General features: G+C 69.1%; 13 protein-coding genes. 6 read left to right on the forward strand and 7 right to left on the reverse strand.

Going from position 1 to position 14,159, the window contains the following annotated elements:
- Nucleotides 1-46: 46 nt before the first annotated feature.
- The 3 genes from LG396_RS23715 to LG396_RS23725 all read right to left on the reverse strand — a co-directional run bounded on the left by LG396_RS23715 (nt 47) and on the right by LG396_RS23725 (nt 2,226).
- The gene (locus LG396_RS23715) at nt 47-1,273 is read right to left on the reverse strand and encodes a tyrosine-type recombinase/integrase (protein WP_225796286.1); all 1,227 of its coding nucleotides are present in this window, start codon (nt 1,271-1,273) and stop codon (nt 47-49) included.
- Complete coding sequence (locus tag LG396_RS23720) at nt 1,273-1,491, reverse strand: excisionase family DNA-binding protein (RefSeq protein ID WP_225796287.1); 219 nt, start codon at nt 1,489-1,491, stop codon at nt 1,273-1,275. Before LG396_RS23720 ends, LG396_RS23715 begins: the two co-directional genes overlap by 1 nt.
- A gap of 180 nt (nt 1,492-1,671) precedes the next feature.
- The gene (locus LG396_RS23725; RefSeq protein ID WP_225796288.1) at nt 1,672-2,226 is read right to left on the reverse strand and encodes a helix-turn-helix domain-containing protein; all 555 of its coding nucleotides are present in this window, start codon (nt 2,224-2,226) and stop codon (nt 1,672-1,674) included.
- Nucleotides 2,227-2,544: 318 nt separating this feature from the next.
- Here LG396_RS23725 and LG396_RS23730 point away from each other — a divergent pair, with 318 nt between their 5' ends.
- From LG396_RS23730 to LG396_RS23750, 5 genes are all read left to right on the forward strand, one after another.
- Nucleotides 2,545-3,417 (forward strand): hypothetical protein, encoded by an 873-nt coding sequence (locus LG396_RS23730; protein ID WP_225796289.1) that lies wholly within the window; start codon nt 2,545-2,547, stop codon nt 3,415-3,417.
- A 2-nt stretch (nt 3,418-3,419) separates the two neighbouring features.
- Nucleotides 3,420-4,115, forward strand: coding sequence for an ATP-binding protein (locus LG396_RS23735; protein WP_225796290.1), 696 nt, complete (start codon nt 3,420-3,422; stop codon nt 4,113-4,115).
- A 92-nt stretch (nt 4,116-4,207) separates the two neighbouring features.
- Entirely contained in the window at nt 4,208-5,167 is a 960-nt protein-coding gene (locus LG396_RS23740; RefSeq protein WP_225796291.1) for a DUF2637 domain-containing protein, read from the forward strand.
- 467 nt (nt 5,168-5,634) lie between these two features.
- On the forward strand, nt 5,635-5,988 hold the full coding sequence (locus LG396_RS23745; protein ID WP_225796292.1) for a mobilization protein: 354 nt from the start codon (nt 5,635-5,637) through the stop codon (nt 5,986-5,988).
- Nucleotides 5,985-7,700, forward strand: a complete 1,716-nt coding sequence (locus LG396_RS23750; protein WP_225796293.1) for a relaxase/mobilization nuclease domain-containing protein — start codon at nt 5,985-5,987, stop codon at nt 7,698-7,700. Before LG396_RS23745 ends, LG396_RS23750 begins: the two co-directional genes overlap by 4 nt.
- 344 nt (nt 7,701-8,044) lie before the next feature.
- On the opposite strand, the gene LG396_RS23755 is transcribed toward LG396_RS23750, so the two are convergent.
- From LG396_RS23755 to LG396_RS23770, 4 genes are all read right to left on the reverse strand, one after another.
- Nucleotides 8,045-8,548 carry a hypothetical protein gene (locus tag LG396_RS23755; protein WP_225796294.1) on the reverse strand — a complete coding sequence of 168 codons (504 nt, stop codon included), beginning with the start codon at nt 8,546-8,548 and terminating at the stop codon, nt 8,045-8,047.
- 479 nt (nt 8,549-9,027) lie between these two features.
- Nucleotides 9,028-9,843 (reverse strand): SPDY domain-containing protein, encoded by an 816-nt coding sequence (locus LG396_RS23760; RefSeq protein WP_225796295.1) that lies wholly within the window; start codon nt 9,841-9,843, stop codon nt 9,028-9,030.
- Nucleotides 9,844-11,074: 1,231 nt separating this feature from the next.
- Nucleotides 11,075-11,557 (reverse strand): SAM-dependent methyltransferase, encoded by a 483-nt coding sequence (locus LG396_RS23765; protein ID WP_225796296.1) that lies wholly within the window; start codon nt 11,555-11,557, stop codon nt 11,075-11,077.
- 61 nt (nt 11,558-11,618) lie between these two features.
- On the reverse strand, nt 11,619-13,004 hold the full coding sequence (locus LG396_RS23770) for an NsdA family TPR-like regulatory protein (protein WP_225796297.1): 1,386 nt from the start codon (nt 13,002-13,004) through the stop codon (nt 11,619-11,621).
- A gap of 523 nt (nt 13,005-13,527) precedes the next feature.
- On the opposite strand from LG396_RS23770, the gene LG396_RS23775 reads away from it, so the two are divergent.
- Nucleotides 13,528-14,130, forward strand: a complete 603-nt coding sequence (locus LG396_RS23775; RefSeq protein ID WP_225796298.1) for a class I SAM-dependent methyltransferase — start codon at nt 13,528-13,530, stop codon at nt 14,128-14,130.
- Nucleotides 14,131-14,159: the final 29 nt, after the last annotated feature.

Here is a 14,159-nt window from a genome sequence, read left to right on the forward strand (position 1 = left end):
GCAAAGCCCGGGCCGACGCAAGTCGCCCCGGGCCACCGGTCATAGGTCAGGCTTGCTTCTCATCCGCGGCCTCCTGCTGTGCCTCAGCCACCTCACGGTCGGCGAAGAGTGGGCGGACAGTCGCTCGTGTCTGCCTGCTCCCGCCCTGCCCGGCTGTCGAGCCGCGTTGCCGCAGGACGTCACGGTGCATCGCGTGGGCAATGCGCTGCTGGTGCTTGCGCTTGGAGTGCTGGTAGATGAGCTGGGCCCGCTCGGTGGACTGGCCGGCGCGGACCATGAGGTCCTTGAGCTTGGCCCCGGTGTCGGCCGCGAGGGTGTTGCCGGTGTGCCGCAGGTCGTAGAAGCGAAAGTCATCCGGCAGGCCGACCTGACCGCGGGCCTTGCGGAACTTGCGCCCGAAAGTGCTACGCCGCAGGGGTGCGCCGCGCTCGCCGACGAACACCAGCCCCTCCGGGCCTTTCTCGGCGTACCAGTCCAGGTGCCGTTTCACGTCCAGGTGCAGGAACTCGGGCAGGACGATCTCCCGCCTGCCCGCACGGGATTTGGGGTCGCCGACCACCCGCTCACCCGTCGTCAGCTCGGGTGCCGCGCGGGTCACCCAGATGGATCCCCGATCCTGATCGACGTCCTTGCGACGCAACTCCGCGAGTTCCTCCGGGCGCATCGAGGCGAACGCGCCGAGGAGGATCATCAGCCGCCACCGCGGTCCGATCGCGTCGGCCAGGCCGAAGACCTCCTCCACCTCCGCGGTGGGGCGCTCGGCCGCGTGCTCCTGCCCGGCCCCCTTGATGCGGCAGGGGTTGCGCTTGATCAGGTCGTCGTCGGCCGCAGTCTGCATGACGGCTTTGAGGAGGCGGTAGGACTTGGCGACCGTGGTGGCGCCGGTGGCCTTCGACCGCTCGGCACGCCAGGTGCGTATTCGGGCGGGGCCGATCTCGTTCAGGGCGAGCGCGCCGAACGTGGGTGCCAAGTGCAGTCGCAGCAGGCGGCGGTACAGTTCGTCCGTCGTGGCTGCCAGTCCCCGCTCATCGATCCAGCGGGTGGCGAAGGACTGGAAGTCGACGGCTCCTGCGGCCGGGTCGATCCAGTCACCGCGCAGCTGGTCGGCTTCGACCTGGGTGAGCCAGATCTCAGCGTCCGGCTTGGTGTCGAAGGTGGTGGGGGCTGGGCGGAGCGTGCCGTCCTTGCCGGGATAGCGGGCCTGCCAGCGGCCGGAGGGCAGCCGTCGGACCGCGCCGAATTTACGGCGGGGCGGCTTGCGTCTGCGGCCCATCAGGCGGCCTTCCCGAACCGCCTGCGGTCCTGGGCGCAGGGCCTTGGTTCGACGGTCCGGGCGGCGATGTACGCCTCCAACACGCTCTCGGCGATGCGCACGTGGCGACCGACCTTGACGTAGCGGATACGGCGTTCGGCGATGAGCCGGCGGGGGAAGCGCTGGCTGGTCCCCAGCCGGTCGGCCACCTCGGCGACGGTCAGGTAGCGCTCAGGCACGGGCGGCCCCCCTCGCGGTCGACGAGGGAATGGGGATGAGGGATGCATGGTGCATGGGATCTCCTCACGTGTCCGGTGGTGGGCGGCAACCCGTGCACCGGTGATGGGTGGTTCAGGGATGGGCGGTGGGGTGTTGCGGCTCGCGGCTGGGGCGTTGGTAGCGCCCGGGGCCGGGAGGTCTCAGGTGTCGGCTTCGTCGTCGGAGTCGGTGTCCGGGGCTGGGTCGTTGCGGCGGACTTCGAAGGGTTGGGGGAGGTTGGCGGTTTCCTCGGCGAGGGTGCGGGCGATGACGGCTTCTGCTTCGTCGCGGATTTCGGGGTGGTTGTCGAGGTAGTTGTCGAAGGCGTCGCGGGCCTGGGCGAAGGCGAGGCTGGCCTTGTGGCTGTCGCGCATCTTGCGGCGGACCTCTTCGATCAGCTCCATGGCGCGGGTGTGGGCGGCCAGCTTGGGTGGGCCGACGAGGTTTTCCAGGGAGATACCGAAGATCTCCGCCAGGCCGATGGCCTCGTTGACGTTGACGCGGCGTTTGCCGTTCTCGATGCGCCAGACGGCGGAGGGGTTCATTTCGTAGCCGGCGTCGTTCATGCGGTCGGAGACGGCGTTGGTGCTCCAGCCGCGGGCCTCGCGCTCCAGGCGGACGCGCACGGCGACGTTCTCCTCGCCGCGCAGCACCGGCCCGTCTTCGTCGTCCTCCGGGCCCGGCCTGTTGCTGTCGTCGGCGTCGGCTTCGACCACCAGACCCCCTTCCTTACGCAGTGGCCATCCTGCGGTTTGCAGGGGTGGATCTACCATAGCATGCGTCCTGCGGCCCGCATAACACTTGCTGCAATCCGCAGAGGTGTGCCACAATGGATCATGCGCGACGTATGACGAAACCCCCGGCGCTACCAACACCGGGGGTTCGAAGCAGAAACCTCGACGACCGCCCATCCCTGAACGACCTACCGGCTCTGGCCTGGGGTTGCCGCCCCGAAGGCTGCCGGGTGAGGAGTTTCCGTGACCGAGTGTACGGTCTGCCCTGCCCGCCTCGCATCCCTTGGGGGGTGGTGAGGCATGGCACGCATCCGCACCATCAAGCCGGAGGCGTTCACCTCCGAATCGCTCGCTTCGGTGTCGCTGACCGCGGAGCGCACGTTCTTCGGCCTGCTGACCCAGGCTGACGACCACGGCCGCATGCGGGACCATCCGGCGATCATCGCGGGCCAGTTGTGGCCGCTACGGCCCCAGCACACCCCCCTCCTCGTCGAAGAGGACCTCACGCAGCTCGCCGACGCCGACCTGATCTGCCGCTACACCGCAGGCGATGGCAAGACGTACTTGCACATCGTCTCCTGGCACCGCCACCAGAAGATCAACCGGCCCAGCGGCTCACGCGTGCCCGCCTGCCCGAAGCACCAGCCGGGCACGACACCGCCGTCATCGGCTCCGGTCCCTTCGTCGCAGGCACCGGTTCCTACTCCCCGTACCGAGGGCGCCGTGACGCCTCACGGAGGGCGCAGTGAGACGTCACGGCGCCGACACGGAGGAGTCGGTGAGGGCGCGGTGAGCACTCACGGTCCGGATCTTGGACCTAGGACCGTGGATCATGGATCCCCCGTTGGGGGGCGCGCAAGCGCGCCCGCACCTCAGACCAGCGCGGTCGGGAAGCTCATCGGCGGTTACATCGCAGCCTGCCCGAGCCGCCCACCGAAGCGGGTCCTCGACCACCTCGGCCGCGAGGTCAAGCAGCTCCTCACCGAGGGCGTGCCCGCTGAGCACGTCCGGGCCGGGCTGGCGCGGTTCGCGTCGAAGCCGATGCACCCCAGCGTGCTGCCTTCGCTGGTGAACGAAGCCATGAACCCAGCCGGAGACACACAGGGGCGCCAGCCGCACCGGGCGTGGACCAACCCGGCCGACCCGGACGCCGCCTACGCCGAGGAGCTGTGAAGGTGCCTGAGCCGCAGCCCGTGGCCACCGTGGTCGGCGACCGGATCGCCGAGCGTCTCACCAGCATCCTCTCCACCCGCGGCATCCCCGCCGACGCGGTACCCGAGCACGGCGGTCCGGAGCCGATCGCGGCGCTGGAGCTGGCTGAGCAGCGCATCCCGCCCCGTTACCGCCGCGCGGTCGCCGACCATCCCGGCATCACCTCCTGGGTCGATGACCTCACCCGCTCCGGCCGCCCAGGCCCCGGTGGGGCACCGGGCCTGGCCACCGGCGGCTCGCTGCTGCTGGCCGGGCCGACCGGGGTGGGGAAGACGCACCAGGCGTACGGCGCGATCCGCACGCTGCTTGCCGCCGGCATGCGCCTGCGCTGGCAGGCCACCACCGAAGCCGACCTGTACGCGCAACTGCGCCCCCGGACCGGCCACGACCCCGAACGCGAGATGCAGACGCTGGCCCGCTGCCCGCTGCTTCTGCTCGACGACCTCGGCGCGGCGAAGAGTTCGGAGTGGACCGAGGAACTGGTCTACCGGCTGATCAACCACCGGTACGAGTACCTCAGACCCACCGTGGTCACCACCAACCTGCCCATCCGCGAGCTGCGCGCCAAGCTCGGCGACCGCGTCACCTCCCGGCTGGCGCAGATGACCTGCCAGCTCACTCTCACCGGCCCGGACCGCCGACGCCACCCCGCCGCCTAACCGGCACCGCGCCGAAGCCCTCCCCCGCACCTGCCGCCCCGCGGCCGGCGCCAACGACGAGCGCCCACCGCGGAGGAACGGAGACCCGCACCATGCCCAACCCTGCCCCGATACCCGCACCGCCGCAGCCCGAGCGACGCGCCGCCACCGGCTGGGACCGCGCCGCCATCACCCTCCTCGGCGCCGCCGGCTGCGCCCTGTCCTACGACGCCCTGCAGCAGATGGCCATCGCCATCCACATCCGCTGGCCCCTGACCTACCTCTTCCCCCTCGTCATCGACGGCTTCATCGCCTACGGCGTCCGCGGCCTCCTCGTCCTGCGCGCCGCACCCCTGCGCGCCCGCCTCTACGTCGGTGCCCTCTTCGCCATCGCCACCGCAGCCAGCATCTGGGCGAACGCCCTGCACGCCATCCGCCTCAACCAACTCCCCACCACCACAACCGGACTACACCTCGGCGACACCACCGTCGCCGTCCTGTCCACCATCGCCCCACTCGCCCTCGCCGGAGCAGTCCACCTCCACATCCTCATCGCCCGCCACGGCCACACCAGCACGCCGGAACTACCAGTCCACCGACTTCCGCACGTCACCACGGACCCCAAAACCAACACCGTCAGCACGACCGGAACTCCGGCTGCGGAGAAGGGGAGTTCCGCTGGCGCCAACGGAACACCCGCCACCCACCTCCCGGCCGTGCAACCAGATCCGCCGCCTACGGACCAGGCGGCCGAAACCAACGACGACCCGACAACGGCCGATACCGGCGGGGTGGCCCAGCCACCCCACGCCACCCCTGACCAGGGCACACAGCGCCGCACAGGGCGCCCACCGGGCGCCGACCTCGACGAGCTGCTCGCCATCGCCCGCACGACCGCCGAAACCCACGGCGAAACCTCCCGCGCAGCGGTCGAAACCGCCATCCGCGACCAAGGGCTCACCATCAGCGGAGAACGCCTCACCAAGATCATGAAGACCCTGCGGGCGGAAGCCGGTACCCCTTCCGGCCAGCCGTACCAGAAGCACCTCACCAGCGCGCAAGCGCCGCGATGACTTCCGCTGGCCGCCAGATCTCTACCGCAGCCACGAGCGATCGAGCGCCCACGCACACGCCCATGTTGAGGTCGACCTCAACATGGTCCGCCCACCATCCAGGACCAGCCCCACTACAACCTCAGCTCCGCGCACCCGCCCACAGGAGCCCCTCCATGCCCGAACCCGAACCCGAACCTGGGACCTTCGCAACCCGCACCTCCGCCGAACACGAGCCGCACCACAGGCATTGGCGACGCCTCCCACCTGACCGAACCAGCACAGCAAGTTGGAGGTTGGGACACTCCCCCGGCGGGGGAGTGTCCCAACCGGCCTCCGCCCCGGGGGTGGCGGAGGCCGCCCGCCGCCAGGGGGCACCGGGGGAAGGGGCCGGGTCCGAGGGCGGACCCGAGCCCGGACGGCGGGTCGCCGGCCGGCGGCGGGTACGGCAGCGTCCCCGTAATCGCAGGCAGCGTACGGCGGTCAGCGTGCGGCTGAGCCCGCGCGAGCTGGCCGTCATCGACGCCGGCGCGACAGCTGCCGAGGTCACCCGGGCCACCTACATGGCCCGTGCCGCGCTCGCCGCCGCGGCCGACCCCGAGCGCACAGCCGCATTGATCGCGTCCAACCGGGAGATGCTGGCGGAACTGTTCGCCGCGCACCGCACCCTGCGCGCCAACGGAAACCTCCTCAACCAAGCCGTCAAGGCCCTCCATACCGGGGAGCGCCCCGCCCAGCTCGATGCCGCCGTCGCGTTGGTCCAGCAAGCCGCCGAGGATCTGAAGAACGCCACCGGCCAGTTCGTCGCGCTGATGAACCCCCAGCGTCCGGAGGACCGGTGATCCCGAAGGTCCACAAGCAGGGCTCTTCCACCCTCGGCCTGCTGAACTACCTCTACGGCCCCGGCAAGGCCGAAGCGCACGTCGACGCCCATCTCGTCGCCTCGCACGATGACACCGCCCCCGACCCCGGCCGCGACCCGACAGCCGCCCGCGCGGACCTACGCGACCTGCTCGACCAGCCACTGCACCTGCTTGAGGCGAACCAGCGCCCGGCCAAGCACGTCTGGCACTGCTCGGTCAGAGCCGCGAAGTGCGACCAGATCCTCACCGACACGGAATGGGCGCAGATCGCCCGCCGCATCGTCGCCGCTACCGGCATCGCCCCGGCGGGCGATGAGGCGGGCTGCCGCTGGGCCGCAGTGCGGCATGCCGACGACCACATCCACATCGTCGCCACCCTGGTGCGCGAGGACGGCCGCCGCCCCGACCACCACCGCTCGGGCAAACGCGCCCAGGCCGAGTGCCGGAGCATCGAGACCGACTACGGCCTCACCCGGGTGAAGGCCGGCGACGGCACCGCCGCCAAACGCGCCACCAGCGCCGAACGCCACAAAGCCGACCGCCAGGGAAAAGCCATCACCACACGCGACGAGCTGCGCGCCATCGTGCGCACCGCCGCCGCCCACGCCACCTCCGAGGAAGACTTCTTCACCAAGCTCGCGGGATCACACGTGCTGGTCAACAAGCGCATCGCCCCGTCCGGCGACGTCATCGGCCTCAAGGTCGCCGTCGCCGACAACCGCAACAAGGACGGCGAGCCAGTGTGGTTCGCCGGCGGCACCCTCGCCAAGGACCTGACCTGGCCCAAAATCCGCGAACGGATCACCGCCCACGACACCGCACCTGACACGCCCAGCCGGGCCCGGACAGGCCGCGCAAGCGCGCGGTGGCGCCACACCACCCGCGCCGTCCGGGCCGCCCACGCCAGTCTCCACGGCGATGACCGGTCCATCGCACAGGCGCAGCTTGCGGCCGTCGGCGACCTGCTGGACATCCTGCCCAGCGTCACCACCGGCCCCGCCCGCGTCGAGATCTTCGCCGCCGCTCAACACTTCGAACGCGCCACCCGCTCACGCATCCGCTTCGAACACGCACAGGCCGCTGCCCTGCGCACCTCGGCGAAGCGGCTCCTGCGTACCGCCGGCCAACCTGTCGACACCGCCCCTGTCGCGGACCTGCTGATCACTTTGACCCTGGTGGCCATCGCCGCCCACCGCTTCCACCAAGCCAGGGGCCACGCCCAGCAAGCCGCCGCCGCGCAGACGACGCTTGCCCACCTGCAAGCGGCCTACCAGCACACCGCCGCCCCCGCCCTGGCCCAACTCGCCACCCACGCGCCCCGCCCCGACATCCAACACGGGTACGCCGGCCTCATCCGCCAAGTGCTGCCCGAGCACGCCGAAGGCATCCTCGCCGACCCTGCCTGGCCCGCCCTGGCCACCACCCTCGCCCAAGCCGGAGGACACCAGCCACGACAACTCCTCGGCGAGGTAGCGGCCCAACGAGAACTCGGTACGGCCAAAGCCCCCGCCGAAGTCCTCCTCTGGCGTATCCGCAACACCCCCAGCAATTACTCCCAACGCGCCACAGCCGCCCAACCCCACACCCTCCATCCCCAGACCACGACCACGACCACGAGGACCATCGTCGCTCATCCCAATATAAGCCCATACATTCCCGGGCAGACAGCCCAAAAGCCTCTGCGTAGTTGACACGTCCGTGCGGCGCGCCCGGCTTCGGACCCTTCCTACCGGATGGCCTACGCGGTTGGTCGCTTTACAGGACGTTCAGGCCCTGCTAGCGGGGGTGCTAGGACTAGCACCCCCGCCTGCTGGAAGCGCGCACGCTGACCTGCCCTCTAGCGTTCTAGCAACTCAATTGCCCCCAGCCGAGCGAGGGAATCAGCGTGCAGGCCCGAGCCGACTCACCGCTGCTAGGGATTCGTGAAGGAGCCGTCCCCGTATCCCGGCGGGCGTCCTCCCGCTACGGCACCCGCTCGCTAGATTCCTCCGTCTGAGAACTCCATGGGGGGCCGCCCCACCCCGTTCTTCCTGTCTCATGACGCGTCTGCCAGTTCGGCCCGCACTCGGTAGGCGGCGAGTGTCTCGGCCAGGTACCCGTTCCGATAGGGCTCGTCAGGGGTCACGCGGACGGCCCCGTTGCCCGGTCGGCTGATCCCGACGGCACGAAGCATCCTCGTCAGATCCTTGCCGATCTGCTGGGCGCGGATGTCGAGGGCTTCGGCGAGGTCGGTGCCGTACATGGTTCCACCGGCTGCCAGGACGACCTGGTAGGCGCGAAGCAAAAGGGGCGGCACAGCCCTGTCCGTGCCTGCGTCGTTGGTTTCCTCCTCGGCCCGCTCGTTCACGTCGGCCGAGCTACGCCCAACTTCCGGTCCTGTCACCGCCGGCCGATCGTTGGCGTCGTGTTCGATGCCGGGACGCGGCACAGGCACGTGGGGGGCGACCGCGTACGGCAGCAGGATTCCACCGTCACGAGGGAGCGTGAGGCCCGCTTCGGCCATGAAGGAGTAGGTGTGGGCCACCTCCACCATGGCCATAGCAACATCCTTCTTGCCGTCAGCCAGGGCAGCCCTTGCCCTGCTGGAGAGGTCGATCGCCACTTCTGCTGCACTGAGACACTTCGCTTGCTGGTTCATAGCGATCCAAACCGATCGCCAACGGCCCTAGAAACGCTGTACCTATCGACAAAGTGACCGTCACGGCCCTTTTCCCCTGCATCTCATCATCTCTACCTGCAATAACGGCACTACGGCGGAAAGGCGCCTCCGGCATTCACAGTCGCTACGCGCGCTCCTTCGCGCGGGTACCGCACACACACAACCCCCGCACGAGCCGTAACCCGTCGGCACGGTTGACTGCAACCCAGGCAGCAGACGCCTCACACCATTCCTCGGTCGGAGGTCGGGCTTCGGTGGCGCGCAGCGAGGGCCAGGAGGTCGGTGCGTCGCAGTCGACGCCTGGATTCCCGTGACGACCACGGTGCGCGAACGTCACGTACTCCAGCGTTTTCGCAGTCTTAGCCAGCGCGCGTCCACCGGAGTCGTTCGCGGGTTGCCTCGGGTATCAGGCGGCGCAGGACCGACGCCGTCGAACTGAGGGAGGCGGCGAACGCGGCCACGAGGTCGTGCGGAGCGGAGGCGGAGAAGGACACCGCCCACAGATAGGGTGCGCCAGGGGCGGGCTGGGCCCATGCCTGCCATCCGCTTGGTCCCGGCTCATCAGGTTCGGCGGTCATGGCGCGTGGATCGGCGTCCTGGATGAGGGGCGGTACCTCGCCGAGGCTGACGTGCGAGATGAACGTGGGATCCGTCGTCCCCGCCGACTGGTCGACGTCGCGGAGCCACCCGTGCGCGGTGACGGCGTCGACCACCAGCTCGGGACGGACGAGCGGCACCGCGGGCCGGGGGTGGGCGTCGAGCGCGGCGAGGAAGTCGGCCACCGCCTCGCCGGGCACGCCGGTCGTGAAGTAGGCCGACCACTCAGCGAGGTCGCTGGTGTCCGTGCGGGCGGAGACCTGCCAGGCGATCGGCAGGTCTCCCAGGTGGAACGGCTCGTCGGCCAGCACCCACTGGGCCCAGCGCAGGGCGTCGTGGGCGATGTGCAGGACGGTGCTACGCAGGACCTGCCGGTCCTCCGGCGCTTCGTCCGGCTCCCGCCGGCCCCGAACGGTTGTCAGGCTCGTCCAGCCCAGGCCACCGAGTGCATCGGCGACGGCGTCGTACGGGCGCCCGTCATCACCGGCCAGGTGCCGAGGACTGACCGAGTACGCGCATGTAGCGCCCATCGGAGCGGAAGGATCGAGTGGAAAGCCGGAATACAGGGGCGCCTCCAAAGGGGTGCTCGGTTGCCGATCAAACGCATGCGCTGCGGCAGGAACGGCGCGGGGGTCACTGAACGGGGCCGTGCCAGGCCAGGACCACCGCGACCTCGGGCAGCAGATGCCCAAGCTGCGCCGTGTTGCCCCGTGGGACGTAGGCGACAGCCCGGCCGGTCTCGTCCACGAACGGCATCATCTACGCGAGTGATGCGCTGGATCGCCGACCTGGGATTACTTCAAGGTCGTCGATGTTGACTTGGCCTTGCCTCGCTGACCAGTCCTTGCGCGATCTTCCGTATCTGCCGGCAGCGAACTGCTGTCTGTTGTCATCGAAGCCAGCCGCTTGCCATCCAGCCCGAGTCGAATCGCGGTATGCGCCAATGAAGACTCGTAGCACGGTTGACCCCTCGGTGCTCCTGCAAGGACATCGAGGCCATGCAGTGCCACGTGAGCTGCGCACTCTCAGATGGGATAGTTGTTCACATGCGGAAAGAGGTGCGCTGCGAGCGATGCGACAACATCATCGGCATGGGGTGCCCCTGCCCTCCTGATGGCAGTGTGCCCAAGGCACACCCGGAGAGAAGACGTGTTCGGCAGGAGTGGCGGCGGTTCCCCGGCAACGCCATCTTGATCAAACAGAGTGGCAAGGCGCACGTTCCAGGCGCCTGCGATCACATGACAGAAGACGAGGTGCGGCCCCCGAGGTGGGGCTGGATTATCGATTCGTCCCCCGGAGATTGGGACCGTATCAGCGAAGGCAGCCCAGCCATTGCCACTGGGGGGAACACACAATTGCGGGCAACGAGCCGGTGCATGACGTGCATGGGGACTCTCGGCGACTGATGAACGGGCCTGCTGTGCTGTGGGGTAGCTGACCATAGGGCCGATGGCTTGCCGTCTGGCGTCCTTCGTTTCGTGGTCCTGGGCACGCTGGATGCGGCACGACTCGGTTCGACGGCAAACGACTGGGTTCGATGTCAATGGACAACTGCGATATCTGAACTGCGGGCCCCGCCCTTGAGCAGGCCAACGACCGACCGGCTCAACCGCCAGCGCACGCACCGCCGACCGGAAGTCGAGCGGCGTCAGTCACAGACGAAGCCCATCGCCTAGGGCCGTGGCCGAAGGCGGCGCATCCCGAGCGGGAGGGAACGGAGGGTTGGGCGGACATCTGCTCTGTCCGTCGCTGCCTGCTCCGAATCGTCCCGGTTCTGGACGTCGAGCCGCGAGGGTCGTGATGGAGAAGTTACGGTCTCTTCGAAGCGTCGAGCCAGTACGTGGCCAGCATTTCGCCCGGCCACGAAGGCTGGCGGACATCGCCTCGCGGCCCCATCTCAACGAAGTACGGGGCCAGGTCGACAACTGGCGTCCCGTCGACTGCGTCAAGATCCGTCACTCGAATTTCCCGGCCTTCCACGCCCAGCAACCGTGGGTAGCTGGTTGCCAGTTGGTTGGGGCGCCGGTGGTTGCGGTGGACGAACGTACCGGTCGCTGGCCACCGCGGGTTCCCCCGTGGACTCCGTGCGTGGAGCTGGACATCTTCGGGACGCGCCAAGTGGAAGTGCCACGTCACGGTCAGGTGGGAGAACTCCTCGATCCCCTGCAGCGTTTCGAGGGGGTACGCCTCGTTGAGGCGGATGACCGACTCGACCCCGGCCTGGTAGTCGTCCTGGACGCGGGTGTGGCCCCCGACGACCGTTCCGATCGATTCGACCTGGTACGTCGCCATCGGCGCTCGTCCCTCCCTCAGAGATGCAGCCGTCAACCGGCACCGCAGAGCTGCTTGGCGGTCAGCCTACGATCCGCAGCAAGTCCCGTGCCCGGCGGTCCAGCTCCGCGACCTGCCGGCCACCCCGTTTCCGGACGGGCGAGAGGTCACTCTGCATGCGGACGATGACGTCACGAGCACGACCGGAGTGAATGCCAGACATGGCGTCCAACGACTGCGTCCAAGTAGCGCACGCCTCGTCGAGACGCCCCTGCCGCACCTGAACCGCTCCGAGATATCCCAGCGTCACGCTGTGGGTACGGGCGTAGAGCTGGCGACGGCGGGTCGCGACGCTGCGCCGGAAATGGATCTCGGCGTCGCGCGGCTGCCCGAGGTCGCGCAGCGCGCAGGCTGTCTCGTGGGCCAGCGATGCTTCCTGGAAGAACCCGACGCGGCTCGGGGCCTCGTCTGCGTCGGCTTGGGACAGGTCACGTTCAGCGCGGCTAACCGCGGAGAGGGTGCCGGACCGGTCGCCGGTCACGGCGAGGGCACGGGCGTGCACGATGCCGAGCAAGGCTCGTTCTCTGGGGCCGGCCTGTCCGTAGCGGTCGTTCGACATGGAGGCGCCTGCGAGTTCAAGCGCTCGTTGGGGATGTCCCAGATCCACGGCCTGGTGGGCGAGGGCTCGCAGGATGTGGCCGCTAAGCGGCCCGTCGCCCGCCTCTGCCGCGATCCGGGCCGCGAGCGTCAGGTAGCGCTGGGCGGTGCGGTGCTCGGAGGCGTCGAAAGCCATCCAACCTGCGAGGTACGTCATTTCAGCGACGGCCGAGTACGTCTCGCGCCGCCGCGACTCGGTGCTGAAACGACTGCTGAGCAGCGGTAATGCTTCCCCTCGCAAGTACCCGACGAGCGCACGGCGTCCTTTGCTACCGCCACGCTGCTGATCACGCGCGGAGAAGAAGTCGGTCAGCTCGCGCACATCGTCAACGTCCGCAGACGTAACCCGCTGTGGAGAGGCAGGTTGTCGCTCCTGGGCAACCCTGGGTGCGGATTCCCACCACGCCGCTGGGGGAAGCGCAAGGCCGGCTACAGAGTAGGCAGTCGAGGCCAGCATCTTGCGTCGGTGCATGTCCAGGTCGTCGCTTCCCAGTTCGGCCAGCAGGGTCAAAGGGTCGACGCTCCAGTCGGAACCGTCTGCCGCCTGCGCGGTTGGGGCTGCGAGCCCGATCTCCGCCAGGGTGATCCGGCGTCCGAGCTTGCGCGACAGCGTCTCGCAGAGGATATGGGGCGCCTGCCCGCTCGGGCGCGTGCCCGCCAGCCACATCGAGACGTGCGACCGCGTGACCCTCATCTCATCTCGGGCTCCGCACGCCGACGCGACACGGACGAAGGCAGCCGCTGTCTGAGTCTGTGACCAGCCGGTTTCGGTGAGCACTGCGGCAAGGGCGGTGTTACGCGTACGGGCCATGGCGTGCCCCTCCGTTCCAAATGATCTTTGGCGCTTTGGCGGCCTTGGCAGCCGCTCGGGGATACCCCTCTCCGCGAATCCACGGTTCGCTCAACGTAGTCGCCAGATCACGCACTCTGCACTGCATCTGCATAGCCCCCGACTGCCCGCACCTGCAAGTGGCCGACGTCAGATGGGAGTTCCGGAATGTCTCGATCACTGCGATCCCTTCTGGGACCGCTCGTGGCGCCATCGTCGAGCACCCGATCCGATCGTGACGTGCGGAGGGCACGATGACGTTTGAAGGTCACACCGACCGTGCGCCGCGCCTCCTGCCGGACCGCGAGCGGGGCGAGGCCCCGCTCGCCATTCAGGAAACCGTCCCGGAATCGCCCTGGGAAGCCAGCAGCGCTCTCTTCGCCATCCCCGCCGCCGAAGTACAGGGAGGCGGCTCCAGCCGGACCCGCTTCCACCACCCCTCCCGACTGCCTTCAGCGGAGAACACGACGCCCCCGGCATCTACCGATGACCCCCAGGACGCGGCATGAAGACGGGCACGGAGCACGTCACCGCCGCCCGGTGGGACGGCTGGTACCGAGAACGCCGGGCGATAGACCGCCTCGTCACCGACGCCGAATCCGACCGCTTCACGCAGCACATGAGACCGCGCTCAGGAGCGACCGTGCTCGACGTCGGCTGCGGCATCGGCAGCTTCAGCAGGCAGCTCTTCCGCTGGGGCTACGACGTGCTGGGCCTGGACTTCTCACCGGCCGCGATCCAGATCGCACGCGGCCAGGGCATCGAGAAGCGGCTGCAGTACGGCGTACACGACTTCGACGCGGCGGCGATTCCTCCCGCCCTGCAGCCCGGCTCGCTCGACGTCGTGGTCTGCCGCAACGTCCTCCCGTTCATTGACCATCCGCGCTTCATGGGTGACGTACGTCGGTGGCTCAGGCCCGGCGGGCAGTTGTACGTCCTCGTCCGCGTCTGGCCCGAGCGAGGAGCCGAGCCGGACGACAGACCGTGGCAACGAGGCTTCACCGAGGAGCAGGTACAGGACCTCCAAAACGGCTGGGCGCACCGGGAACGCTGCTGGCTCGGCCGGCACACCGCCCTCTATCTGTCCGGCGAGCCCCGGGATTGCTGACGGGTCGCCTGCACGGCCCCGTCACATCG

The organism is Streptomyces aculeolatus, assembly GCF_020400605.1.
Classification (GTDB): domain Bacteria; phylum Actinomycetota; class Actinomycetes; order Streptomycetales; family Streptomycetaceae; genus Streptomyces; species Streptomyces aculeolatus.

What these genes read in the sequence shown, in the direction of transcription:
- LG396_RS23715 (WP_225796286.1), bottom strand. Translation starts at nt 1,273, where the DNA reads ATGGGCCGCAGACGCAAGCCGCCCCGCCGTAAATTCGGCGCGGTCCGA.
- LG396_RS23730 (WP_225796289.1), top strand. Translation starts at nt 2,545, where the DNA reads ATGGCACGCATCCGCACCATCAAGCCGGAGGCGTTCACCTCCGAATCG.
- LG396_RS23740 (WP_225796291.1), top strand. Translation starts at nt 4,208, where the DNA reads ATGCCCAACCCTGCCCCGATACCCGCACCGCCGCAGCCCGAGCGACGC.
- LG396_RS23755 (WP_225796294.1), bottom strand. Translation starts at nt 8,548, where the DNA reads ATGGCCATGGTGGAGGTGGCCCACACCTACTCCTTCATGGCCGAAGCG.
- LG396_RS23765 (WP_225796296.1), bottom strand. Translation starts at nt 11,557, where the DNA reads ATGGCGACGTACCAGGTCGAATCGATCGGAACGGTCGTCGGGGGCCAC.
- LG396_RS23770 (WP_225796297.1), bottom strand. Translation starts at nt 13,004, where the DNA reads ATGGCCCGTACGCGTAACACCGCCCTTGCCGCAGTGCTCACCGAAACC.
- LG396_RS23775 (WP_225796298.1), top strand. Translation starts at nt 13,528, where the DNA reads ATGAAGACGGGCACGGAGCACGTCACCGCCGCCCGGTGGGACGGCTGG.